This window comes from Reinekea thalattae, assembly GCF_008041945.1.
In the GTDB taxonomy this organism is placed as follows: domain Bacteria; phylum Pseudomonadota; class Gammaproteobacteria; order Pseudomonadales; family Natronospirillaceae; genus Reinekea; species Reinekea thalattae.
In genome coordinates this window covers 877,886-902,718 of the sequence record NZ_VKAD01000001.1, presented here as the reverse complement: position 1 = coordinate 902,718, position 24,833 = coordinate 877,886, and the positions used below count along the sequence as shown (strand labels likewise).

The following is a 24,833-nucleotide window of genomic DNA, read 5'->3' as shown; positions in this document are numbered from 1 at the left end:
TAAAGTGACGTTAAATTCCGCAAAAATGCAGTGAATTAACGAAACATTGCACTGATGGACTCTTCGTTACTAACGCGGCGAATGGCCTCTGCGAGGACCCCTGCCATCGAAAGCTGGCGGATCTTATCACAGTTTTTCGCCTCCGGCGAGAGCGGGATAGTATCGGTACAAACCAGTTCGATAGGTGAGTTGTTTAGGCGTTCTACGGCCGGTCCACTCAGTACTGGATGGGTGACATAACAGACTACTTTTTTAGCGCCAAACTCTAGCAAGGCATTCGATGCTTGCGACAATGTTCCGGCTGTATCGACCATATCATCGACCAAAATACAGGTGCGATCTTTCACTTCGCCAATAATATGCATGACTTGAGCTTGGTTTGCTTTGGGTCGACGCTTATCGATGATCGCCAGTTCAACGCCCAATTGCTTAGCAATGGCGCGGGCACGCATGACACCGCCGACATCGGGTGAAACAATGATTGGGTTTTCGTAGCCTTGTTTTTGAATATCATCGAGCAGGATTGGTGAGCCGTAAATGTTATCGACCGGGATACTGAAAAAGCCTTGAATCTGCTCAGCATGAAGATCAACCGTTAAGATGCGATCGATACCAGTTACTGTCAGCATGTCTGCGACGACCTTGGCAGAAATGGGGGTGCGAGAAGAGCGTGGGCGTCGATCTTGGCGAGCATAGCCAAAGTAGGGGATAACCGCAGTAATGCGTGCTGCTGAAGCTCGGCGTAAAGCGTCGGCCATAAACAGCACTTCCATGAGGTTATCGCTGGTTGGCTGGCAGGTCGATTGGATGATAAATACATCCGCGCCACGCACATTTTCGGTTAACTCGATTGCCACTTCGCCATCACTGAACTTACCAACCGTCGCTTCACCTAGGGGTATACCTAAACGGTCGACCACCTTGTTGGCGAGTTCAGGATTCGCATTACCGGTAAAAATCATCATGTTTGACACAGTGTCAGGCCCTTCTGGTTAGTTGATTAAATGTTGTTGATCGGCGTTGTCCGGCGCCATTTATGGTCAGCCAAGCATCGATCAGATTCTTTATCTAAGCCTGTTAGCTTAGATTATTTAGCGCCGTAATCGCTGGTGAAGTGTTCACACTCTTAGCAATAAAGGGTGATAAATCAGCCTGTTGCTGCGCAATGGCTTGGCAAGCGGCTTCGGCACTGAGCTTATCGTTCATACTGAGAAATAGGCAGGCACCGGTACCGGTTAATCTGACTTGGCCGAAGGTTTGCGCCAGTTGGAACGCCTGCTCAATGCTTGGGTAAAGCTTGCGAGCGACAGCTTCAAAACAATTTTGGCCTTGATCAATTAGCCGATCATCAAAAGTTATTGCTGGATGATTTCTTTCTAAAAGAGGGTGCTTAAACAGCTCTGCGGTCGATACATGCACCTGCGGGTGCAGCACAACAAACCAGCGCTCGCTCAGTTCTAACGCAGTCAGTTTGTCGCCAATGCTTTCAGCCCAAGCGGTTTTACCTGCAACGAATACCGGAACATCGGCACCTAGAGAGGCCGCGATAGTCATCAGTTGGGTACTAGAAAGTTCAAGTTTACATAGCTGATTGAGCGTCAGCAGGGTAGTGGCGCAATCGGAGCTGCCACCGCCGACGCCGCCGCCCATAGGAAGGCGTTTGGTCAGTTCAATATCAATGTTAATCGTTTTTCCGCTTGCTTGCTCCAGCGCATGAGCGGCTCGAATGATCAGGTTGTCTGAGGTTTGCAAGGCTTGGTTGTTACAGCGTAAGCGAATGCCTCCGCTGTTGGCGGCGGTAAAGCGCAGCTGATCACCGTAATCCAACAACTGAAACAGAGTCTGTAAGTTGTGGTAGCCATCATCGCGCTGCCCAGTGATGTGCAAAAATAGATTCAGTTTGGCGGGCGCAGGTATCGTGACTGAGGGTGCTGGCACGTGAGTCTCTAATCCGGTTAGCTAAGGGTGTTCGTGCGATCTAGCTGATCGCCTATTGGTTGATCAGTGATTAGTCGAGCACGAATTTAACGCCGAGCGTTAGGGTTGGATCGACCATTCACGGATGATGAGTTTACCCTGTTGATCGGCTTTAGCGAAGGCTAATTTTCGAGGCAGATCAGAGTCGTCGGTAAAATAATCGCTGATACTGACGCGCCAACCCGCTTGGCGAATAGTCGCTACTTGGTCATTGTCATCGAGAGTACGCTGAAACTTTTCAAAGGGCGCCGGTACTGCTCGCACCCAAAACTGTAAGTAGTCTAACGGTAGGTCAAATTCGGTATTATCACTGACCAGCTGGCTCAGGCTTTCGGCGTAAAGTGTGCCGTTACTGTGATTTAGCTCGACATAATCAGGCTGGCCCTGAATGGTGATTAAGCCTTGGCGTAATGGGCCGCTTAATTCAATCTGATAGTAATCGCCCTGTTGTAGCCATTGAATATTAAAACTACTCGACTCGGTCGCGCTGTTTACCGCCATCTTGCCTTTAAAAGCCCAATCTGCATCGAGCTCGGGTTTATTCATAAATAGGCTACAACTGGATAACAAAAGCAAAAAACTAAGGCTGGCAAGTTTTTTCACGGTGCTGACGCCTCAAATAGGTTGCTTAGGTAGTCGATGTAGTCGCTGTCTGGATAGTTGGTTTTGATTTGCTCAAGCGTCTGTTTTGCTTCGGTAAACTGCTTAAGTTGCCATTGGACTTCAGCGACGTGAGCGGCCACTTCGTCGTTTTGGTATTGTGCATAGGCTTTTTGTAACCAAACCAGTGACTCTTCTAACTCACCTAAGCGATATAGAATCCAGCCTTTAGAGTCTTGGAAGGCAGGGTTTTCGATGTTGTGAGCCAGAGCGCGATTGATGTAATCGTGCGCAACCGTGAGGTTTTTACTCAGGTTCGCCCAGGTGTAACCCAAAGAGTTGAGTGCATCGACGTTGTCCGGCTCAATGGCTAGCACCTGCAATAAAATCTCTTCCATCTGTTCATTGTTATCTTCGGCAGCAGCCAGCATGGCTTTGCTATACAACAACGGTACGCTGTTTGGGTATTCTGCTAAGCCTTGTGTCAGGGTTTGTTTTGCCAATGCCAGCTTGCCGGTATTTTGATAATAGCTGGCAGCAAAGCCCCAGTAGTCGGCTGCGTTTTCTGGGTCCTGAAGCTTGGCCTGTTCGATATTGGCCATGATGCGGGTTTCATCTTCTACTATGGCCAGTTGTACCCACTCGGCAATAGCCGGTAATAAATAGGGTGGGTACTGTACCTGCTGAAAATTGTCCGCTGCGGATTCAATATGGTTATTTGCTAGATCGATTCTGCCTAGAAAATAAAAGGCTTCATCATCCAGTGCTCCAATTGACAGTAGGTGTGCATAAATAGCGCGTGCGGTATCAAATTCACCAAGATTAAACGCACTTCTGGCATAGGTGCGGCTAATGATTGGCTCAGTTGAAAATTGCGTATGCAGTTCGGCTAACGCATCAATGTTATTTGGTTGGTATTGATAAAGGTAGCGCGCATAGAGTACGGCAACCTGATTGTTTTTTGGGTGCTTTTTGCGCAGCTGTTGAATTTGCAGTTTGGCATCATCGAATCGTTTGAGTAGTTGCAGCAGATCTAACTTATAAAGCTCTGCTTCTAGACTGGATTCAATGGCAATGGAAGATTCGGTCAATTCCAAAGAGGTCGTTGGCTGTTCGAAAGCTAGGCGCGCCCTTAGATAATAAAGTGAGGCATTTTTTGGGTATTGCTGTTGCACGTCGGCCAGCAGTTGGCTGAACTGTTGGCGTTGCGCTGAGTTAATAGATGTAAGTGCGCTGAGTAAAAATTGTACGTCGGCCTTTTTGTTGTCGCTCAATAGCTGTTCTAAGGCGCTGGCGCCTTCTTCAACTTGGCCAGTTGCCGTCGCAGAAAGCGCTAAAGCACTCAGTGCCGTCGCATCATTTGGACGTAACTGAGCCCACTTTTTTGCGGCACTGTAAGTTTGTTGATAATTTTCGATTGCTTGGTTGAGCAACACACTGCGCTGCAGCGCTTCGACATCGTTATAGTCTTCGCCGATTTGGCCGTATAGCTCAGCAGCGACACCTAATTCACGACGATTTGTTGCGATTTCGGCTAACAGTAGTTGAAACAGGTTTTGTCCAGTCAGTTGCTCGCTATTGATCAGCGCTTGTTCGGACTCTTTGTTGGCTCCAGTGGACTGTTGGCTAGATAGGCCAGCACAGCCGTAAAGTACGGTACAGGCCAGAAGCAATGAGCATGATCGGCGGAAATATGTAATTGGCATAAGGCACCTAGTCAACCGAGAATAAGAGTGTAATATTGTCATTGGCGTAACATTTTGAAGCGATATTAGCATAGCCTAGGTCGCCCTTTTTCCGCAAAGTCGTTAGAATACCGCCTTTTTACAAATTCACCTTTTTACAAATTCCCAAATTCAAGAGTATCGGTACTGCATGTCACTAGTGGCCATCGGCATTAATCATAATACGGCACCTGTTGAGATTCGTGAGCAGGTGGCATTTGCACCTGAAACCATGTCCGAATCTTTGCGTGCTGCGCGTTCGATCGGTTCTGTGAACGAAGTGGCAATCGTCTCAACCTGTAACCGTTCAGAGCTCTATTGTGATGTTAACGATACTGAAAACACGGTCGACGCCTTGGTGTCTTGGCTGTCAGTAGAGTTTGCCATTGCCAAGCACGAACTGGCGCAGCATCTGTATACCTTTTATGACCGTGACGCCGTAGCACACATCAGCCGAGTGGCTTCGGGTTTGGATAGCCTTGTGTTAGGTGAGCCGCAAATATCTGGTCAGTTAAAATCGGCTTATGCCGTAGCAAAAGAATTTAACTCGGTAGGCCCGCAGCTCAACTTTTTGTTCCAGCACAGCTTTAAAGTCGCCAAGCAGGTACGTACCGAAACCGCGATAGGTGAAAATGCCGTCAGCATTGCTTATGCCGCGGTGAGTTTATCGAGTCGTATTTTTAGCGACTTGCAAAAATGTCATGCATTGTTGGTGGGCGCGGGTGAAACCATCGACTTAGTGGCTCGTCATTTACAAGATAAGGGTATCGGTAAAATTACAGTTGCTAACCGAACCCTGACCCGAGCAGAGACATTAGCGCAACAGTTTAATGCCAAAGCCTGTTTGCTGTCCGACATCCCAGATGTATTGCCACAGGCAGACATTGTTATTTCATCGACAGCCAGCCAACTGCCGTTAATCGGCAAAGGTATGGTCGAGCGTGCGCTAAAAGTTCGCAAACATAAGCCGGTATTTATGGCTGATATTGCAGTGCCGCGTGACATTGAAGCAGAAGTTAGTCAGTTAAAAGATGTGTTTTTGTACACGGTCGATGACCTAAAGAACGTCATTGAAGATAATTTTAGAACCCGTGAAAAAGCCGCCGTGCAAGCACAAGAAATTATCGAGCAACAGACCGATGAATTTATTCAAAAGTCGAACGCACGAAACGCTGGCGATGTCATAAAAAGCATCCGTGCACATGCTAATAAAATTAAACAAGCAGAGATAGAGAAGGCCGAAAAAGCTATTGCCAGTGGTGCTGACCCTATCCAAGTGACAAAACAGTTGGCGCATAACATCACCAACAAACTGATGCATTACCCAACCGTTGCGTTGAAGAATGCTCACCAAAACGATATGCCTGATGTCAATGAATGGACACGGCAGATATTCGATATCGATAGCTAAGGTAAATATGAAAGACTCAATAAAATTAAAACTCACCGAGTTAACTGAGCGTTACGAAGAAGTCGGCATGCTGTTATCGCAACCGGATGTTATTTCTAATCAGGATTCTTTTCGCAAATATTCTCAAGAGTACGCAGAGCTTGAAGATGTGGTGAAGTGTTTTGAACAATACCGCTTAGCGGAATCGGATGTTGAAGAAGCCGAACTGATGACCAGCGATTCTGACCCTGACTTACGTGAAATGGGTAAAGAAGAATTACAGCTTGCTCAGGCAAAAATTGAAGAGCTAGACCAGCAACTACAAATTTTATTGTTACCAAAAGATCCAAACGACGGCAAAAATGTCTTCTTAGAAATTCGCGCCGGTACTGGCGGTGATGAGGCGGCAATTTTCTCTGGCGACCTGTTACGTATGTACAGCCGTTATGCTGAAAAAGCGGGCTGGAAGCTGGAAATATTATCCACTAACGAGGGCGAACACGGCGGTTATAAAGAGGTGATTACTCGCGTCAGTGGTGCCAACGTTTACTCGCAATTAAAGTTTGAATCTGGCGCTCACCGAGTACAGCGTGTTCCAGAAACAGAAAGTCAGGGCCGTATTCATACCTCGGCCTGTACCGTTGCAGTAATGCCAGAAGCAGATGAATTAGAAGAAGTTGAGATCGATAAAAACGATTTACGCGTTGATACTTTTCGAGCCTCTGGTGCTGGTGGTCAGCACGTTAACAAAACCGATTCTGCAATTCGCTTAACGCATTTACCAACCGGTATGGTGGTTGAGTGTCAGGATGAGCGTTCGCAGCATAAAAACAAAGCACGAGCGATGTCGTTATTGGCGGCAAAACTAAAGGATGCGCAGCAGAGTTCAGCGGCGCAAGAACAAGCAGATCAACGTAAATCGTTGGTCGGTAGTGGTGACCGCTCGGAACGTATTCGCACCTATAATTATCCGCAAGGTCGAGTCACCGATCACCGCATTAACTTGACGCTCTATAAGCTCGATGAAGTGATGGCTGGTCAGCTTGAACATATCATTCAGCCGTTGTTGACTGAGCATCAAGCGCAGTTGTTTGCTGAAATGGGGCAGTCTTGAGCCAAACCATTGAACAGGCGCTAAGCTATGCCAAGGCGAAAGGTTTGGATAGTTTAGACGCCCAGGTGTTATTGGCGCATCAGCTTAATAAAGGCCAAACCTATTTGATAGCTTGGCCAGAAAAACAGCTTAGTGCTGAGCAGCTTAGTGCATTTCAGTCGTTGGTAGAAAAGCGATTATCGGGTGAACCTGTCGCCTATTTAACTGGAGTGCGAGAGTTTTGGTCGTTACCGATTCAAACCTCTAAAGCGACCTTGATTCCACGGCCAGACACTGAGGTGTTGGTCGAAACCGTACTGCAAAACCATTCAGCCGAACCTATCCAATGCTTAGATTTAGGTACCGGTACTGGCGCAATTGCTTTAGCGCTTAAAGTTGAACGGCCTGCTTGGCGAGTTACTGGCGTTGACCGCATGCCAGAAGCCGTCGTGTTAGCTAAGCAAAATGCTCAACAGCTAGCGCTTGATGTGCACTTTTATCAGGCGCATTGGTGTCAATCGGTAGTCGATCAGTCGCTCGATTTAATCGTCTCCAACCCTCCTTATATTGATGCCGAAGACGAACATTTAAGTCAGGGTGATGTGCGTTTTGAGCCGAAAAGTGCGTTGGTTGCCGACGAGCACGGCTTAGCGGATATTCGAATAATAACGCAACAGGCTCGTCGTTGTTTAAAGCAAGCGGGAGCGCTTTACATCGAGCACGGTTGGCAGCAGGCGGACGACGTTCGCCAACTAATGATCGAGGCAGGTTTTAGCGAAGTTGGTTGTGTTAAAGATTATGCAGGTAATGATCGAGTAACTTATGGTCAGCTTAAATGATGAAAATTTTTCTTTGTGGCTTGTCCTAATATGGTTACTAAAAAAGGCGTCTTAGATAGACGCCTTTTTGTTATCAAGCAAAATGATTATAAAAATACTGAGCCGTTTTTGTTGCTTAATTACCAGAGCGTCGCATTTCTCGTAGTGCAATGGTCTGCGATCTAGAAAGTGCTTGTTGTACTGTTATCTTACCCTCTAATGCTTCAGAAATTTGTTGCCCAGTTGCGCCGGCAATAGCAACAAACTCAGGAATAGAAACAAACTGAACTCCGGTGTAAGGCGAGGGCAGTAGGGTGCTATTTTCTGGGTCGGCTGTTCTCATCGCTTCTAGCTCGGCTTTTGCGAAATCACCTGCAACAGACAAAAATTCTTCTTGTTGGTAAGTAGAGGTTCGAGTACCTGTCGGAATGTTTGCCCAACCGTTTTTGCTGGCAACAAGTTTGATGTAGTCTTTTGACGTTGCCCAGCTAATAAAGGTTTTCGCTGCTTCAACATTTTGAGATTTTTTGGAAATCGCCAAAGACCAAGCCCATAACCAGTTAGCACCAGAGCTTGTGGTTTTATAAGGCGCTTGGGCAAACGCCCAGTTGTCAGCGTAGTCACTTTGATTGCCGTCAGTTAAAAAGGATGCGGCAATAGAAGCATCGATCCACATGCCACATTGACCATTGCGAGCCAGCTGCAATATCTCGTTAAAACTATTTTTTTCTGAGTTAGGCGGGCCGTAGCTAGTGAGTAGATCAATATAAAATGAAACCGCTTCTTGCCATGGCGTACTTTCTAGCTGAGGGGTCCAAGACATGTTGAACCACTGACCACCAAAGCTATTGACCATCGTTGTGATCAACGCCATGTTATCACCCCAGCCGGGTTTGCCACGTAAGCAAATGCCGTAAAGGTTATTTTCTGGGTCATGAATACTTTGTGCCGCGTAGTAAATGGATCGCCAAGTTGGCCGTTCATCTAAGGTAATACCAGCTTTGTCCATAAGGTCTTTTCGATACATCAGCATAGAGCTTTCGCCATAGAAGGGCGCCGCATAGAGCTTGCCGTTATAGGATAAGCCATCGCGTACAGACGGTAGTAGATCGTTCATATCATAAGAAGAATCGAAATCTAACGGCTGTAGCCAGTCTCGCTCTGCCCAAATGGGTGCTTCATACATACCAATGGTTAATACATCATAACGGCCACCACCGGAGGCAATGTCGGCAATAGCACGCATGCGTAAGCTGCCTTCGTTATAGATATTCCACTTTAACGTGATATCCGGATATGCTTTTTCAAATTCTGAGGTTAACTTCTGCATTTCTATCATATGGCCGTTGTTAACGGTGGCGATATTAAGCTCTACCGCAGAACTGTAAGAAGCAGCACTCAGGGCGATAAAAAATAATGCAGCCGAAAGCTTTTTAGTTTTTGATAAAATACAAACAAAGTAGCGGGGTATAAGTTTAACAGCTGTCGTTGTAAAAGCTGGTAACGTAAGAGTTAGCTTATTAGAAATTAGCATAATGAATTAGGCCTCATCCAGAAGGAATTTGGAAACATTTTCCTGCAGCGAATGCGCGACATCGACTTGCGATACAGCAGCATTTTTTGCAGATTCGGCAGTGGTCCGGGTTTCATCAGTCAGGTCAGCGATTTTAGTTAAACTATTCTCCAGCTCTAATGCGGTTTGTGCTTGCTCTTCAGCTGCTGTGGCAATTAAATAAGAAAGCTCACGTATTTCGTTCATTTGACCTTCAAATTGAACAATACTTTGATCAGAAATTCTGGCTTGTTCTAAGCTTTCTGCGACCTTAAGTTCACTTTGCTTAATAACATCGACAGCCATTCTAGAATTAGTCACCATAGACTGAATCTTATCTTGAATTTCTTGTGTCGACTCCTGTGTTCGGGTTGCCAGTGTCCTAACTTCATCCGCAACGACAGCAAAGCCTCGGCCTTGCTCGCCTGCTCTAGCGGCTTCAATAGCTGCATTCAATGCTAGTAAATTTGTTTGGTCTGCAATTTCTGTAATAGTATCGATAACGCCTTCAATGCTTGTAACAGCGCTGTCCAACTCTTGAATAACACCAATGGCTTGACCAGTTTGAAGTGATATTTGCTCAATGCTGTTAAAACTTGATTGTACGTGGCCGCGACTTTCTTTCGATAGTTCGGCAGCAGAAAGTACCTGGGCGTGAGTTTGCTCTGTATGTTTTGCCACCTCATTGGCTGTTGAACTCATTTCAACGAGCGCTGTTGAGACTAGGTCTATTTCTGTCTTTTGTTTGGTGACAATATCCAAGGTGCTTTGCGCACTAGTGGCAACACTTTGAACCGAGCTTTCTACAATGTGTGATGACTGGTCAATGCTGCTGACGGTTTGTCTAAGTCCATCAATGACGTTCACCATATAGTTATTTAATTGACCAAATTCATCCTTTCGGCGTGTTGGTTTGATTCGTTTTAAATGGCCTTTTGATAACGAATTTAATTGCTCCATCAGCACTTTAATTGATCGCTTGAGATACGAACTGATCCAAATGGATATAGCGGCTACGGCAATTAAAATTAATATCGCTAAGAAGATATTAATCGTATTTTGTTGAATGGCATCTTTACGGATGTTGTTAGCAAGATCATCGTTAATGATAAAGGCAGTATCAAGTAAGCTATGAGTTGCTTCTTCTGCTGAAATGATTCTTTCTCCGAGCATGTTGGAATCGTTTTGTGAAAGCTCGGCAAGCTCTAATCTTTTTCTTTGTATTTCTAGCAGGCCATTATTACCCTCAACAGCATCTAAGATCGATAACGTGAGCAGTGATAGCTCAGATACAAATTGTTCGAAATTGTCATCGTTAGAAGAAAATATAAGTGATGGAAGTAAGCTAGAGTGAGCATTTTGCCAGTGGATGAAACTATCTCGATACTGTTGTAAATGTGCGATGTCATCGGTATTTACTAGCTGCTCAATAATTAGCATACCTGCGGTAACAGAAGCGTTGGTTTGATTGACGACTGAGATAACACTTTCTGCCTCAACTTCTAACAGAATATTGGTTAGCAGTGGGGTTACCTTATCGCGTAAAAGGGTTAGCTCTTCTGAGATTCGTTCCGCCTCGAGAGTTAATCGTAAGTATTCATTTTCATGGCTAACCAGTTTGTCTGAGTATTCCAGCATTTGCTCAATAACTGTATTTAAGCGATCTAAGTCTGGCTGGATAGCAGTGTGAACATATTTGTCGATAGGTGCGTCTTCTAATTCAGTCAGCATTGCTTGAATCAGAGCATTGTTCTCGTTTACGTCCTGTAGTTTCTGAGTAAATTCGTTCAGATCTTTTGCGTCAGAAAGTTTTAGTATCAAAAGTTCTGCGGTCTGAACATGCAAACTTAAATCAGAAGAAAGCTTCACCACTGGCGTCGATGACTCGGTGATAATAGTTAGGCTATCGATAACGTTATCTCGACTTTTATAGCCGAGCCAAGATGACCCCATAAACAGCAGGCCAATAAGTGAAAAGCAGATAATGATTTTGGTTGAAAGTTTAATATCCATATGTCTCAACTTTTAGCTTTGAAGTTATGAATTACGATGTGCTGGTGCTACCCGTCTATTAAAGGAGCTTTTCATCTAATAAAGGAACGGCTCATCTGTTAAGGCGCTATCCTAAGCCTATTCGATTAATCAATTATAATCAGCAATGATCAAGCCCAATTATAATCGCTTAGAATTACCATTGCTGCCTAATATCCGTTGGGTGTAAGGGAGGTATCGGCATGGGCGAGTGAAATATAAGGCTAATTTTAAGATTAAAATGAGTTATTTTTATCTTTTTATGACACGGCAGCCGTCTTTATCATGAGTGTTTATGAAAACTCGATAGCATTTGATATTTTATAAATCATGTGTGATTTAAATTGAGGATTTTTGATTAGTATTTGGAAGTAATAAATATACTGAGCTGTATTTTACAGGCGAGCTAAACTAAGCCAGCTTTGCTAGCTTAGGTTTTTTCGAGTAAATGGGTAGGAAGAAGAAGGTCGCGAGTTAAAAAACCAGCAGTGATACCGTTTCTGCAACACAGGCTGGACGACGAATGCCTTCGATTTCGATGGTAACCTGTTCGGTCACTTCTAAACCACGCTTAACCTGTTGCACGCTGATGACCTTTTTTGATCCACGCACATTAGAGCCTGCCTTCACAGGATAAAGGTAGCGCACCTGATTAAGGCCAACGTTGATGATCATCTTCGCGTTGGAGGTTCGCAATACATCGGAATCGCCAACACTGCTCATTAATCGAGGGATAAGCGACAGCGTTAAAAAGCCGTGCGCTACAGTACTTCGATAGGGAGATTCGGTTTTGGCACGCTCAGGGTCTGTGTGTATCCACTGTTCGTCTTCGGTCACCGAAGCAAAGAGATTGATTCGTTCTTGATTGATTTCAACCCAGTCGCTGACGTAAGTGGTTTGATTCAGATGTTCACTTAAGCGTTGATAGGCGGCGTGAACCGGAGAGCCAGTTTCATGTTGCCAATGCTGATCGTTCATCACTGAGTCGTCGAGATTGGCATCGTTGTTTTTTGCGTCCGCAGACCAGTTAAACCAATGGCTATTTTTGGCGCTGTGCATCGCATCGGATAAATAGCTACGCACCTGAGGGTTTAGGCGATCAAAAAACTCAGCTGGTTGTTTTGTCAGCTGATCACTTTTTTCTCTAATGATGTCTAAAACTTTCATAGCGGCTTCCCATTGGATGACTCGACAATAAGGTGTTTACTGACTCGGTCATTAAGGCGTTCGAGCTATTATATTGGCTATAAATACAGTTTACAGCAGCTGATTATTAATATACGGATGTCTTCTTTTTTGCCGTTCAGTCGCTATTTTAGGCAATGCCAGAGCCTATAAGGCTTTGCAGGTGGATTGGCTTGGCTAGGGTGATCACAGTTGTGAGTAAAAATACTTAATAAAAACGATTATGTGGCCAGATTTTCGCTTTAAAAACCTCTGGTTACTGCCATTTCAGTGTTCAAAAAGAGAGGTTTTGGTTTTTTGAAAGAGTGATTCTGTTTTTTGGGCGGTATCATAAAGCCTGCGCTGGGCTCTGTTTCAGTTTTATCAGCCATAAAAAAAGCCAACCCTGAAATCACTCAATAGGTTGGCTTTTTGGCTGTTCTCTAAGTGGAACAGCTTAGGCTTTAGCTGCGTTTAGCTGTTGCTCATTTGAGCCGCTTGAATCGCAGTTAACGCAATGGTGTAGACAATGTCTTCAACCAACGCACCACGAGACAGGTCGTTTACAGGCTTACGCAAACCTTGCAGCATTGGGCCAATACTGACGACGTTGGCGCTACGCTGTACTGCTTTATAAGTTGTGTTACCGGTGTTTAGATCTGGGAACACGAACACAGTGGCTTTACCAGCTACATCGCTGTCAGGCGCTTTAGAGGCGGCTACTGATGGCGTTGATGCTGCATCGTACTGTAGCGGGCCGTCGATCAATAGATCTGGGCGACGCTCTTTAGCAATACGCGTGGCTTCACGGACTTTTTCAACATCACTGCCTGTACCTGACTGACCGGTAGAGTAACTGATCATGGCGATGCGTGGTTCAATACCGAAAGCCTTAGCAGAATCACCCGATTGAATTGCGATATCGGCTAATTGCTCAGCGTTAGGGTCTGGGTTGATCGCACAGTCACCATAAACAACCGCTTGCTCTGGTAATAGCATGAAGAAGATCGATGATACTAAGCTGCTGTCAGGACGAGTCTTGATCAGCTGCAGTGCTGGGCGAACTGTATTTGCTGTGGTGTTTACTGCGCCAGAAACGAGGCCGTCAACATCATCCAACGCTAGCATCATGGTGCCAAGTACGTTGCAGTCTTCCAGCTGAGCTTCTGCCATAGGAGCGGTTAAGCCCTTGTGCTTTCTTAGCTCAACCATTGGCTCAACGTATTTTCTACGAGCCTGTTCAGGGTCAACGATTTCTAAGCTATCAGGCAGAGTAATATTTTGTGTTTGAGCAACGCGACGTACTTCGTCTGGGTTACCTAACAGCACACAGTGAGCAATGCCTTTTTCTTGGCAGATCGCTGCAGCACGAATAGTTCGTGGCTCGGTGCCTTCTGGTAAGATAATGCGTTTTGCTGCTGCACGCGCCTGTTGAACAAGCAGGTGACGGAACGCAGGTGGTGATAGGCGACGCTCTTCAATCACTTCAGCGCGTTCTGCTAACCATTTGGCATTGATTGCACTGGCAACGTCATCCATTACATTTTCCATGCGGCCGATGTCATCAGCAGGCACTTCAGTGTTCATAGAATTTAAACGTTGAGCAGAACTGAAGGTGTTGAGTTTAGAGGTCATCACCGGCAGGCCTGTTTTAAAGGCAGCGTGACACAGGTTCATCACTGACTCAGGCGGTGTTAGATCGCCAGTTAGCACAACACCCGCTAGCGGTACGCCATTTAAGGCCGCCATTGAACTGGCTAACAGGACATCGTTACGATCGCCTGGTGTTACAACCAAAGCACCTGCTTTGAGTGTTTGTAGCATGTTCGGCATGGTGCGTGCACATACAGTGATGCTTTGTACGCGTCGTTCAGCGATTTCACCTTCGTTGATGATGGCAGCGCCCAAGTGGTTTGCAACATCGCTGGTACGAGGCGCGACTAACAATGGATTCCATTGGATAGCGCCTAAGCATTTGAAGTCGTCACTTTGGAACACAGGCAGGATTTTGGTGAAATCTTCTACGCTTAGCGCTTCACCTTCTTTAACATTGCGAGCATCTGTTGGGTCTTCCTCTGCCATAACTTGCTGGCTAGAAGGGTCTGGAGCTCCGACTTTGTTAAGAATGCAGCCGATAACTCGACGACTTTCGATGCCGCCAAATAGGCTGGCGCTCATCTTAATACGTTCGTTTAGCTGAGCCGTGCTGTCGGCGTTTTTGGCAGCGACTAGAATAACATCGGCGTCTAACGCTTTGGCCATATTGCGGTTCAATTCTGGGATGTAGTTTTCATCCGAAACAGGCACCAAACCTTCAACGATCAATACATCAGCATCTTCAGCCGATGTTTGCGTCATCTGGATCACATCTTCCATAAGCGGATCAGATTGACCAGCAGCCAATTGCTGCTGTGCATAGGCTAGCTCAATTGGCTTAGCAGGCTTAAGACCTAGCGTTGCATTGGCTAAGTGAGTAGAGCGTTCAGGCTCATTTTCGGTACCGAATTGCTGAGCAATAGGTTTTGCAAAAGCAACGCGTACACCCAGTTGATCCAAAGCGCGAACCAAGCCTAGGCAGACGGACGTTAAGCCCGTGCCTGTGCCAGTCGCCGCGACAAAATAGGTATATTTCACTGACGAATCTCCTGTTTGATTAGATAAGGGCTTGTGCCGCGCGAGCAATCATAAGTTCTTCGGCAGTATTGACTACAATCGCCGTTGGGCCGTTACCTTTAGAGATAACGCCACGCTCGTCACCGTTGGTTTTATTCAACGCTTCATCTAATTCGATACCAAAAATCTTAATGGTGTTAAGCATTAGAGCACGTGTCTCACGAGAGTTTTCACCAATACCACCAGTGAACACTAAAGCGTCAAAGCGAGGTAGCGAAGCTGCTAGGCCACCTAGCTGGCGTGCTAGACGGAAGTGGAAAACGTCCAGCGCTAATTGAGCACGCTTGTTGCCTTTTTCAGCTTCTTGCTCAACTGAGCGCATGTCGTTAGAGACACCAGAAATACCTAGTAGACCACTTTTCTTATTTAATACATCGGTGATTTCATCGATGCTCCAGCCTTTTTGTGCATGCAAAAACTGGTGTAAACCAGGGTCAACGTCACCGCTTCGAGTACCCATTAACAGGCCTTCAAGTGGAGTCATACCCATGGTGGTATCAACTGACTTACCGTTAACAACGGCGCTACAGCTACAGCCGTTACCTAGGTGAGCGGTTAGAATGCCGTGCTCTGCAGGTAGGTTAAGGCGTTTAGCTGCTTCAGAAGCGACATACTGGTGGCTGGTGCCGTGCATGCCGTAGCGACGTACGCCTAATTCTTCGTATAGCTCGTAAGGCACGCCATACAGGTAGGCTTCAGGCGGTAAAGTTTGGTGGAATGCTGTGTCGAAAACCGCAACCTGAGGAATAGAAGGGTATAGGCTGGTCATCGCTTCAATACCAGAAACGGCAGCAGGGTTGTGCAAAGGAGCAAGTGGAATGCAGTCTTTGATTTTGCCTAAAACATCATCGTTAATAAGCACAGGATCGCTGAAGAATTCGCCGCCGTGTACAACACGGTGACCAATGGCAACAGGCAATGTTTCTAACAAACCTTGCTCGGTAAGCGTATTAATGATGACTTCTAGAGTAGAGCGGTAATCGCTTTTTTCTAACTTAAGATTAATTTTGCCTTCTGCAGACTTAATTGTGATTTCACCTTCAGCAGTGTTTAGGCGCTCGGCTAAGCCACTTGCGCTCTCACTTTCTGACGACATATCGAATAAAGAAAATTTAACAGAAGAACTACCAGAGTTAATTACAAGGATATTATTGGACATTTACCAGCCTGACTGTATTTAGGTTGAAAGAAAGTAGGGCGTTATCGGCGCCCCTGCCTATAAGAATTAAACGGTTATCCAGTTTAATATGAATTAAAAACATTAATATGAATTCAGAACACGCAACATGCATCGTTGTTTGAGTGCAGTAGCAGGGTAAAGGCAAAAAGAGTTTAACTTCTCGAAAGTTCAGCGAAATTACGCTGAATCAGCCGTTTACAATCACTAATTTTCATAAAAATTTGGCTCAAGGAGGATACGCTTTTCATCAGTTTGCTCAAGTAAAAAATAAAAATTAGGCGTAAAAATAAGTGCTATTTTTGGAACTGGATCAATAAGTCAGCAACTAATGTTTTTTTTGTCAATAAAAGGCAGCAATTTGGCTGCAACAACACCAGACGTATTTTTAATGGACCTAATGACTTAAAGCTGAACAAGCAGTCGATATCCTTTGTCATCAATCTGTCACTAGTTCTTGAATTTCTGAGTAAAGTTTCGCAACATGCTGAACGACCTTCAATGGCAGATTAAAGAGAGATAATGATGAACTTCAAGAAAACCCTAGGTGTGGTTGCTATGGCGTCTGTCGCCTACGCAGCACAAGCAGAAGTAAAGGTAGGTTTTTTAGGTGGCTTTACCGGCCCTATTGAAAGCTTAACGCCGCCAATTTTTGAGGGCGCAAAGCTGGCAATGGAGCATGTTAATACTCAAGGTGGTTTGCTCGGCGGCGAAAGCATTGTTATGCCAAGTGCAGACACTGGTTGTATCGATGCATCAGCAGCCTCTAACGGTGCGGATCGTCTGATCAACTCTGAAGGCGCGGTTGCTATCGTCGGTGCCTTGTGCTCTGGCTCTTCAATTGCTGCGGCAAATAACGTTGCTGTACCGGCTGGCGTGCTAATGATTTCACCAGCTTCAACATCACCGTCTATTAGTGGCCTTGCGGATAATGATTTATTTTACCGCACCGCGCCGTCCGACTCTTTCCAAGCTGTTAAGATGGCTGAGTTGCTAGAATCTAAAGGTATCGATGAAATCGTCATTACTTACGTCAATAACGATTATGGCAAGCCCTTCGCCGAAGGCCTAGAAGCTGCTTTCAGTGGTACCGTTGCGGCAAGTGAAGCACATGAAGACGGCAAAGCCGATTACCGTTCAGAGCTAGGTTCTTTAGCTTCTAATGGTGTTGAGACTCTTGTGGTTATTGCTTATGCCGACACCTCAGGTCAAACCATTTTACGCCAAGCCTATGAAAGCGGTGACTTCACTCAGTTTGTTGGTAGTGATGGCATGGTGGGTGATTCTTTGGTTGAAGCGGTTGGTGCTGACGTTCTAGAAGGCATGATTGCTACCAAACCGGGTACCCCAGAAGTGGTTGGACAAAGTGCTTTCGAAACAGAAATGAGAGCAAAATCGCTTGATCCAAACGCAGTTTTTGCTGGCCAAGCCTATGATGCTGCTTTCTTGATTGCCTTAGCGATTGAGCAATCTGGCACGGCAGATAAAGAAGGCCTAAGCGCAGCGTTACGCACAGTCGCTAGCGCACCAGGCGAAATTATTTTGCCAGGTGAATGGGCGAAAGCGAAAAAGCTGATTGCTGAAGGCAAAGATATCAATTACCAAGGCGCAGCTGGCGATCATGAATTCGACGCCAACGGCGATGTCCCTGGTTTGATTATTGAAATGCTAGTAGAAGACGGCTCTTTCGTAGAGAAAGGCGAGCTGTAAGTTTAAGTGATAGCTGGCCGCTATTTAATAGCGAGTTCATAAACTAAAAAGCGCGGTTAATACCGCGCTTTTTTTTGCTTTAAATAAATTCTGTTTGAATAGGGTATTCAATCTTTAAGGCCACAGTCATTGTTTTTATGACTATAGCCTGGTCGTTCGGTTTGGCTGTTATTGGTGTTGCGTTAGGCGCTCAGGGATTAGCCCTTTAGGTGCATAACGCAGCACCAAACTGATGGTGAGGCCAATCACCAAGACTCTAGCTTGCAATGCGCGGCTGTCTAAATCTGCCGGTAAAGTCCAGCCAGCAGCTTCGCCAATGTGACGAATGATATCAAACACAAACAGCGCAGCGGGTTCAGACATAGTCCAAATAATATAAACAAATACCGCACCAAACAGCGTACCTAGATTGTTGCCGGCACCGCCTAAAATCACCATCACCCAAATTAAGAAGGTGTGGTTCAGCGGGATGTAGCCGTTCGGGTCAAACAGGCCATTAAAGGTTGCTAAAATTGCACCGCCTAAACCCATCAAGAAAGAGCCAAAAATAAACACCTCTAATCGACGCTTATTGACATCTTTGCCCATAGCGAGCGAGGAAACTTCGTTATCGCGAATAGCACGTAACATTCGGCCCCAAGGAGCGTTGTAAGCACGCGTTAGTAAAAAGAAAATCACGGCAATTACCAGCGCCGTAATTGAAAGATAGCTGGCGCGCGCTAACTCAAAACCTAAATCGGCAGGTCCTGGTGTCGGCCAAGGTAGTGGCGAAACGGTCAGTGTTCCGTTGGTCAGCCAGTCCGCATTTTTTAGAAAGGCTTTGATGATTTCAGAGATGCCCAATGTCGCAATGGCAAGGTAGTCACTGCGTAAGCCTAAACAAATGTGGCCAACAAAGTAGGCGATTAAACCGGCGACAACACCGCCAACCAACCAACCCATCCAACCAGGAAGACCGAAGCCACCAATAAAACCAACTTCTTTTTCAATCGATTCTGCCACAGGGCCTAAAGCCGACATGTAGCCGATATAAACGATGGCAATTAATAACACAGTAATGAGTCGCTGCCATTTTTGCGCAACACCAACTTTCGTGAGCTTGGTTGAAGCCCAAATTAAACCAATACCGAGGATCAGTTTAAGCAGAACAGCGCCGAGTTCTGAAGGCAGGCCGGATGACCAAAAATCTTCATTAACTGGGAAGCTGAATAGCATGGTCATAAAGGCGCCAAGCGCCATAAAACCCATAATGCCAGCGTTAAATAGGCCCGCGTAACCCCATTGGATAGTGAGGCCAAAAGCAATAATGGCGTAGCAGCTGGCTTCAACGAGCATGCGTAAACCGTAAGCAGAACCCATAAACAGCATGATGGCGATGATCATGACGAAAAGGCCGCTAAACAGAATGAGTTCTTTTTTGTAATCCAGAATAGATTGTTGGCTGATCATAGAACTTGCCCCTTCAGAATACCGGTTGGTTTTAACACCAAGATGGCAACAAGAATGAAGAACGGAACGGTAATTTTATATTCCGTAGGAACCAGAGCGAGGTTGTTGGGCAAATCCCACTCCATCGCTTTTTCCAGTGGTCGCAACAGAATCGCCCAGTTGAAAACGGACAGTGTTTCGGCAAAGCCGACCACAAAGCCGCCGACGATAGCGCCGTATGGGTGGCCAACGCCGCCAACAATGGCCGCAGCAAAAATGGGTAATAAAATTTGGAAGCTCAGGTCAGGTTTTAATGCAACATCCAAAGACAGTAAGGTGCCTGCCGCCGTCGCAAGAGAGCCAGCAATGACCCAAGTAACGATCACTACTTTGTCGACATTAATACCAGAAATTCGTGCTAAGTCTGGGTTGTCTGATGTCGCACGCATCGCCTTGCCTAAGCGAGAGCGAGTTAAAAAGTAGTGCAGCGCGACCACCGCAATGGCGGTAAATAAGAACAATAAAAGCTGTGGTTCAGTAATCACGAGCTTGCGAGAAGCCAATTCCCACGGCAATTCCAAACGGAAAATTTCTTTGCGGTCATCAATAAAGAGGTTGCGAGAGCTGGTACCAAAAAAGATACGAATAATGCCCTGCAGCATAAGGGTTACACCGATAGAAGCCATCACCATAACGACCGGCTTTACATTATGCGCGCGCAAGGGTTTATAGAAGGCCTTGTCTAAACCGACTGCCAGTAAACTGGTGATCGCCATAGCGATCGGCATCATTAAAAAGGCCGTCGGTATGCCAATAGCTGCGCCAGCATGCGGAAAGAGGGCGGTTAATAAAAAGGTTAAAAACGCGCCGGTGGTCATTAGGTCGCCGTGAGCAAAATGCGCAAAGCGTAAGATTGAAAAAATAAGTGTCACACCAATTGCGCCCATGGCGTAAATGGAGCCGATCACCGCACCGGAGATCATCACCTTATTTATAAAAAAGACTAATTCGTTCAAGATAATTCTCCTATCCGTTAACCGCCAAGGAAGCTTTTGGCCACTTCCGGATCATTTAATAAGTTTGCACCGGTGTCGGTGAAGCGATTGCGGCCAGCGGCCAATACAAAACCCTTATCGGCAATGGCTAAGGCCTGCTTGGCATTCTGTTCAACCATTAAAATACCAACGCCTTCGTTATTAATCGCTTTGACTCGATCGAAAATTTCATTCATGTACAGAGGTGAAAGCCCAGCCGTCGGTTCATCCAACAATAGAACTTTCGGCTCAATCATTAGCGCACGGCCCATAGCAACCATTTGGCGCTGGCCACCAGAAAGCTCACCAGCTGGTTGATGGCGTTTGTCTTTTAAATCTGGGAAGTAGTGGTATACCGAGTCGAGCGTGCGCTTAAAGTTATCTTTGCGTAAAAACGCGCCCATCTCTAGGTTTTCTTCAACACTTAAACTGACGAAGACGTTTTTTTCTTGTGGTACAAACGCCATGCCTAATTCAACTAAACGGTTGGGGTCGGCGTTGGTGATGTCTTCGCCGTTCAACTCAATGCTGCCTTGGCTGACGTGCAACAAACCAAACAAAGCTTTTAGAGAGGTCGATTTGCCAGCGCCGTTAGCGCCGATAATGACACCGACTTCTTCGGCTTCTACCGCCATGTTGATGCCATTTAAAATGTTCATGCCGCCGTAGCCTGCATGGATGTCTTTCGCTTCAATAATTGCCATGATCACTCCAGTCTATTAGGCGATGTCGCTACTGCCAAAATAGGCTTCGATAACGCGAGGATTGTTCTGAATGTCTTCAATTTTGCCTTCGACCATAACGCTGCCTTGCGCCATGACAATCACCGGATCGCACAGCTTGGCGATCATGTCCATGTCGTGTTCGATCACCAAGAAGGTGACACCGAAGTCGCGGTTCATACGTAAAATGTTATCGGTCAACCCTTTCAATAGCGTTCGGTTAACACCGGCAGCGACTTCATCGAGTAGCACCACTTTGGCGTCGGTCATCATAGTTCGACCCAGCTCGAGTAATTTCTTTTGACCACCAGAAAGGTTACCGGCCAGTTCGTTTTTGACGTGGCTAAGGCCAATGTAGTCAATCACTTCAAGCGCTTTTCGCTTATTGCGAGCTTCTTGTTTAGCGACTTTGCTTGGTTGAAACCAGGTGCTGAATAGATTTTCACCGACCTGTTTTGGCGGCACCATCATTAGGTTTTCCAACGCGGTCATGTGCGAGAACTCATGTGCGATTTGGAAGGTGCGCAATAGACCTTTACTGAAGAGTCGATCGGCACTGAGATTGGTGACATCTTCGCCGTCTAAAATAATGTTGCCGCTGTCGAGCGGCAGGGTGCCGGCAATAATATTGAATATGGTTGATTTACCTGCCCCGTTTGGGCCGATCATGCCGGTGATAGAGCCTTTTTCTATGCTAAAGCTACAGTCGTTTATGACCGCTAACTGGCCAAAGGACTTACCGACCGACTTTACTTCGATCATCGATGACATCTGCTAGGTTCCCCATTAAAGCGTTTGGCAGATATAAAAGTGCAGCAGCGACGAGCGCAAAGGATGGTTTGGCCTTTGCTGACGATGCGCTATACCGCTGTCGCGGTTGCTATTCATATGCCTGCGTAAAAGGCCGTCGATTTTACCCTGTATCGCAGAGCGGGTCAGCAATCTGTCACGATAATTTGTTAGTGATCTGGCTTTTTATAAAATTTATTCGCCTTGGCTGTCGTTCTTGGGGGAATTTAATGATTAGGGCGTTGTAGATTGCGCGTTTGTTGGTTGTTTTGGATTATTTATTATCAATTGCAGTTCATGATCGGCGGCTTATGAATTGCTGATTACGGTTGAATTATGACGACGATCATCAATAATTGAGGCTCTTTTCTATTTAGGGTTTAGGGTGACATGAAGGTAAAACTGTTCTGCTTATTCTGTGTTGCAGTCATTTCAGGTTGCGCGACTTCGCCGACAGGGCAAAAGCAATTGCTGTTCTATGATCGATCCAGCATGGCTGCCAAAGGTGAACAATCCTTTGAAGAGCTTAAGCAAAACCTTGAGGTAAGTCGTAACGAAGCTATCAATGCCTATGCTCAGTGCATATCACAAGCCATTGTTTCGGTCGTGCCAGAAGAGTATGGCTATGCGCCTGAAGAATGGGAAGTGGTGGTTTTTGACAGTGAAGCGGTTAATGCCTTTGCCTTGCCGGGTGCAAAAATTGGTATCTACACCGGGCTTATTGAGTTGGCGGATAATGCCGATCAGCTGGCGGCGGTTGTTGGTCACGAGGTTGGGCATGTATTGGCAAATCATTCCAATGCTCGGCTGAGCTCACAACAAATGACTGCGCTAGGTTTAATGGTGGCGGGCTTGGCGCTGGCTGAGAACGAGAACCAGCAGGCTTGGGTGGCAGGCTTGGGTATCACCAGTCAGGTGTTATTGATTTTACCCTACGGTCGTAGTCATGAGTCTGAAGCCGACTTGATTGGCCAAGAGCTGATGGCCGACGCCGGTTTCGATCCTCGGCAGGCGGCTCAGCTTTGGGTTCGTATGAGCGAAAACGCCAGCAGCTCGACACCTGAATTGTTGTCTACGCACCCATCGCACGATACTCGCATCAGCGATTTACAGGCAGCACAAGACGAATATTATTCGCGTTATTTGCAAGTGGTTGAAGCAGGTCAGCGACCTAACTGCGTCAAGCCCTAACTTTTCTAACGGGCTAACGCTTGAAGCGCTGAACCAGTTGCAAACTCAACGCTGCCAGTCGCTGAACCGGCGTAGAATGGCGGAAATAGATCAGCACCAATATCATCATCGCCAGTATCGGTAAGCTGTGTGTACTGTAGTGCTGAAAGGGTGTCTTGCCTTGCTGCAGGGTAATCTCACCGGTCAGCGTTGCTTCAACAAACTGTGCGGAACGGCTTAAAATATTGCCGTTGGCATCAATAATGGCAGAAATACCATTTTGGGTTGCGCGTACCATTGGACGCGCATTTTCGATCGCTCGCATCTGGGTAATTTGTAAGTGCTGATGCGGCCCAATCGAGTCGCCAAACCAAGCATCGTTACTGACTACGCTGATGATATTGGCATCTTTTGCTAACTTTCTGACCAAGTTCGGGTAAGCCGCTTCATAGCAAATCACTGGCGCAATAAAGTAAGGCCCATTACGTGATTCAGCTAAGATCGGAGTCTGAGTCGTCAGTGCTGGCTGCATGGTCGACATCGGTAAATCAAAAAATTGGATCAAGCCACGCAAGTAACGCTCAAGCGGTACATATTCACCAAACGGCACCAAATGTTGCTTCAGGTATTCACCGTCAGCGCGGCCATAGGCTTTTAGGCTGTTGAAATAATGTTCGCCATCGGTGCTGACAATACCGAGTAATAGCGCGGTATCCTGCAATTCAGCGTAAGAATCAATGCTGGTAATAAAGCTAAAAATATCTTGCTCAAGCCGGGTCATAGCAGCTTCTGGCCAGAGCATCAGGTCGACTCGTTCTGTGTGCGTCAGCGCTTCAGCGTAGAATTTCAACGTATCGGCCTGTTGGCTGTTAGACCATTTTGTTTTTTGATCGATATTTGATTGGATCGCGGCAACTTTCAGTACTTGGTCGTCTTTTGTCCATAAAGTAGCAGGAAGTAGTGCGCCCAATAGATTAGTGATAACAAATAACAGCAGTGCCGCAATTAGCGGTTTGCTGGCAATGGGGTTATCACCGGATCGAAACCGGCGCACCGCCAAGACTAACCAGCTGGCGCAAAAGGCGAACACCAAGCCCAAGCCATAAACGCCAATCACTGCAGCCAGTTGACTCATTGCCAACGGCAAGGCGGCGTAACCGGCATATAACCAAGGCAGCCCTGTGAGAACCCATTCGCGTAGCCATTCATTGATCAGCCACCATAGAGGTGCGATTAGACTCAATGCCCATGGCAGATTTTTTAAAAAACGATTGAAGAACCAAAATTGAAACGCAAAAAACAGCGCTAAAGAACAGCAGAAAATCAGTGTTAGCAAAATGGCGAGCAGTACTGGCGTATCCACCGTTTGCATGCTGCCATAAACCCAAGAAACCCCAACACCAAAAAAACTCACGCCGAATAGCCAGCCCAGCCATAGCGCCTGTTTAGTAGAGCGAGCTGAATAACTGAGCCAGATAGCGCCAGCAATGCCGACCACCATCAATGGCCAATAGTTGAAAGGCGCAAGTGCCAATGGCGGTAATAAACCAAAAAGAAGTGCAGCAAAGGGTAGGGATTTTTTTAACGTCATGGCCAGAAGTCTGCCTAAAAAAGAATCGGCTGCACTTTACCGAAGAATGAAAACGAACCCAAGTGACATTCGTTGTGTTTTGGCATCATTGTTTGTCAAATTTACTTAAAGCTGCATCAGGTCACTTATTTTAGCGTGCCGAGATTGCTGTCAATGCTATTTATTCCGTTGATGCCGTTCGTTTTGTTAA

At 46.2% G+C, this 24,833-nt stretch carries 19 protein-coding genes; 5 read left to right on the top strand and 14 right to left on the bottom strand.

The features are described 5' to 3' along the window. Positions 1-35: 35 nt before the first annotated feature. The 4 genes from FME95_RS04110 to FME95_RS04095 form a co-directional block, all read right to left on the bottom strand. Positions 36-974, bottom strand: coding sequence for a ribose-phosphate pyrophosphokinase (locus FME95_RS04110; RefSeq protein ID WP_187265434.1), 939 nt, complete (start codon positions 972-974; stop codon positions 36-38). 103 nt (positions 975-1,077) lie between these two features. Next, on the bottom strand, positions 1,078-1,938 hold the full coding sequence (gene ispE, locus FME95_RS04105) for a 4-(cytidine 5'-diphospho)-2-C-methyl-D-erythritol kinase (RefSeq protein ID WP_147713151.1): 861 nt from the start codon (positions 1,936-1,938) through the stop codon (positions 1,078-1,080). 99 nt (positions 1,939-2,037) lie between these two features. After that, the gene (gene lolB, locus FME95_RS04100; RefSeq protein WP_147713150.1) at positions 2,038-2,523 is read right to left on the bottom strand and encodes a lipoprotein insertase outer membrane protein LolB; all 486 of its coding nucleotides are present in this window, start codon (positions 2,521-2,523) and stop codon (positions 2,038-2,040) included. Positions 2,524-2,576: 53 nt separating this feature from the next. Further along, a complete protein-coding gene (locus FME95_RS04095; RefSeq protein ID WP_187265433.1) occupies positions 2,577-4,283 on the bottom strand; it encodes a tetratricopeptide repeat protein in 1,707 nt (568 codons plus the stop codon). 169 nt (positions 4,284-4,452) lie between these two features. Between FME95_RS04095 and hemA the strand changes: the two genes are divergently transcribed. The 3 genes from hemA to prmC are packed head-to-tail and all read left to right on the top strand — an operon-like array spanning position 4,453 to position 7,623. Then, positions 4,453-5,712, top strand: a complete 1,260-nt coding sequence (hemA, locus tag FME95_RS04090; protein WP_147713148.1) for a glutamyl-tRNA reductase — start codon at positions 4,453-4,455, stop codon at positions 5,710-5,712. Positions 5,713-5,719: 7 nt separating this feature from the next. Further along, entirely contained in the window at positions 5,720-6,805 is a 1,086-nt protein-coding gene (gene prfA, locus FME95_RS04085; RefSeq protein ID WP_147713147.1) for a peptide chain release factor 1, read from the top strand. Further along, entirely contained in the window at positions 6,802-7,623 is an 822-nt protein-coding gene (prmC, locus tag FME95_RS04080) for a peptide chain release factor N(5)-glutamine methyltransferase (RefSeq protein WP_147713146.1), read from the top strand. The genes prfA and prmC overlap by 4 nt, the downstream gene beginning before the upstream one ends. A gap of 115 nt (positions 7,624-7,738) precedes the next feature. On the opposite strand, the gene FME95_RS04075 is transcribed toward prmC, so the two are convergent. The 5 genes from FME95_RS04075 to FME95_RS04055 form a co-directional block, all read right to left on the bottom strand. Beyond that, positions 7,739-8,932 carry an ABC transporter substrate-binding protein gene (locus FME95_RS04075; protein WP_342783513.1) on the bottom strand — a complete coding sequence of 398 codons (1,194 nt, stop codon included), beginning with the start codon at positions 8,930-8,932 and terminating at the stop codon, positions 7,739-7,741. A gap of 210 nt (positions 8,933-9,142) precedes the next feature. Then, positions 9,143-11,167: a HAMP domain-containing methyl-accepting chemotaxis protein gene (locus FME95_RS04070; RefSeq protein ID WP_147713144.1), complete on the bottom strand. Its 2,025-nt coding sequence runs from the start codon at positions 11,165-11,167 to the stop codon at positions 9,143-9,145. 492 nt (positions 11,168-11,659) lie between these two features. Then, positions 11,660-12,352: a MaoC family dehydratase gene (locus FME95_RS04065; protein WP_147713143.1), complete on the bottom strand. Its 693-nt coding sequence runs from the start codon at positions 12,350-12,352 to the stop codon at positions 11,660-11,662. A gap of 471 nt (positions 12,353-12,823) precedes the next feature. Then, positions 12,824-14,983, bottom strand: coding sequence for a phosphate acetyltransferase (gene pta / locus FME95_RS04060; protein ID WP_147713142.1), 2,160 nt, complete (start codon positions 14,981-14,983; stop codon positions 12,824-12,826). A 19-nt stretch (positions 14,984-15,002) separates the two neighbouring features. Next, positions 15,003-16,181, bottom strand: coding sequence for an acetate/propionate family kinase (locus FME95_RS04055; protein ID WP_147713141.1), 1,179 nt, complete (start codon positions 16,179-16,181; stop codon positions 15,003-15,005). Between the two features lie 540 nt (positions 16,182-16,721). Between FME95_RS04055 and FME95_RS04050 the strand changes: the two genes are divergently transcribed. Then, a complete protein-coding gene (locus tag FME95_RS04050) occupies positions 16,722-17,909 on the top strand; it encodes an ABC transporter substrate-binding protein (RefSeq protein WP_147713140.1) in 1,188 nt (395 codons plus the stop codon). 168 nt (positions 17,910-18,077) lie between these two features. Here FME95_RS04050 and FME95_RS04045 read toward each other — a convergent pair whose 3' ends face one another. Genes FME95_RS04045 through FME95_RS04030 form a run of 4 tightly spaced genes read right to left on the bottom strand, consistent with a single transcriptional unit; the run spans position 18,078 to position 21,864 of the window. Continuing rightward, positions 18,078-19,358, bottom strand: coding sequence for a branched-chain amino acid ABC transporter permease (locus FME95_RS04045; RefSeq protein ID WP_147713139.1), 1,281 nt, complete (start codon positions 19,356-19,358; stop codon positions 18,078-18,080). Further along, complete coding sequence (locus FME95_RS04040; RefSeq protein ID WP_147713138.1) at positions 19,355-20,353, bottom strand: branched-chain amino acid ABC transporter permease; 999 nt, start codon at positions 20,351-20,353, stop codon at positions 19,355-19,357. The genes FME95_RS04045 and FME95_RS04040 overlap by 4 nt, the downstream gene beginning before the upstream one ends. A gap of 17 nt (positions 20,354-20,370) precedes the next feature. Then, a complete protein-coding gene (locus FME95_RS04035) occupies positions 20,371-21,075 on the bottom strand; it encodes an ABC transporter ATP-binding protein (protein WP_147713137.1) in 705 nt (234 codons plus the stop codon). Positions 21,076-21,090: 15 nt separating this feature from the next. Further along, on the bottom strand, positions 21,091-21,864 hold the full coding sequence (locus tag FME95_RS04030) for an ABC transporter ATP-binding protein (protein ID WP_147713136.1): 774 nt from the start codon (positions 21,862-21,864) through the stop codon (positions 21,091-21,093). Positions 21,865-22,272: 408 nt separating this feature from the next. Between FME95_RS04030 and FME95_RS04025 the strand changes: the two genes are divergently transcribed. Then, positions 22,273-23,073 (top strand): M48 family metallopeptidase, encoded by an 801-nt coding sequence (locus tag FME95_RS04025; protein WP_147713135.1) that lies wholly within the window; start codon positions 22,273-22,275, stop codon positions 23,071-23,073. A gap of 13 nt (positions 23,074-23,086) precedes the next feature. On the opposite strand, the gene lnt is transcribed toward FME95_RS04025, so the two are convergent. After that, positions 23,087-24,643, bottom strand: a complete 1,557-nt coding sequence (gene lnt / locus FME95_RS04020) for an apolipoprotein N-acyltransferase (RefSeq protein ID WP_147713134.1) — start codon at positions 24,641-24,643, stop codon at positions 23,087-23,089. Between the last annotated feature and the right edge of the window lie 190 nt (positions 24,644-24,833).

Coding starts and splice junctions, on each gene's coding strand:
- lolB (WP_147713150.1), bottom strand. CDS start 2,523: ATGAATAAACCCGAGCTCGATGCAGATTGGGCTTTTAAAGGCAAGATG.
- FME95_RS04095 (WP_187265433.1), bottom strand. CDS start 4,283: ATGCCAATTACATATTTCCGCCGATCATGCTCATTGCTTCTGGCCTGT.
- hemA (WP_147713148.1), top strand. CDS start 4,453: ATGTCACTAGTGGCCATCGGCATTAATCATAATACGGCACCTGTTGAG.
- prfA (WP_147713147.1), top strand. CDS start 5,720: ATGAAAGACTCAATAAAATTAAAACTCACCGAGTTAACTGAGCGTTAC.
- FME95_RS04075 (WP_342783513.1), bottom strand. CDS start 8,932: ATGCAGAAGTTAACCTCAGAATTTGAAAAAGCATATCCGGATATCACG.
- FME95_RS04070 (WP_147713144.1), bottom strand. CDS start 11,167: ATGGATATTAAACTTTCAACCAAAATCATTATCTGCTTTTCACTTATT.
- FME95_RS04065 (WP_147713143.1), bottom strand. CDS start 12,352: ATGAAAGTTTTAGACATCATTAGAGAAAAAAGTGATCAGCTGACAAAA.
- FME95_RS04055 (WP_147713141.1), bottom strand. CDS start 16,181: ATGTCCAATAATATCCTTGTAATTAACTCTGGTAGTTCTTCTGTTAAA.
- FME95_RS04050 (WP_147713140.1), top strand. CDS start 16,722: ATGATGAACTTCAAGAAAACCCTAGGTGTGGTTGCTATGGCGTCTGTC.
- FME95_RS04045 (WP_147713139.1), bottom strand. CDS start 19,358: ATGATCAGCCAACAATCTATTCTGGATTACAAAAAAGAACTCATTCTG.
- FME95_RS04035 (WP_147713137.1), bottom strand. CDS start 21,075: ATGGCAATTATTGAAGCGAAAGACATCCATGCAGGCTACGGCGGCATG.
- FME95_RS04030 (WP_147713136.1), bottom strand. CDS start 21,864: ATGTCATCGATGATCGAAGTAAAGTCGGTCGGTAAGTCCTTTGGCCAG.
- FME95_RS04025 (WP_147713135.1), top strand. CDS start 22,273: ATGAAGGTAAAACTGTTCTGCTTATTCTGTGTTGCAGTCATTTCAGGT.
- lnt (WP_147713134.1), bottom strand. CDS start 24,643: ATGACGTTAAAAAAATCCCTACCCTTTGCTGCACTTCTTTTTGGTTTA.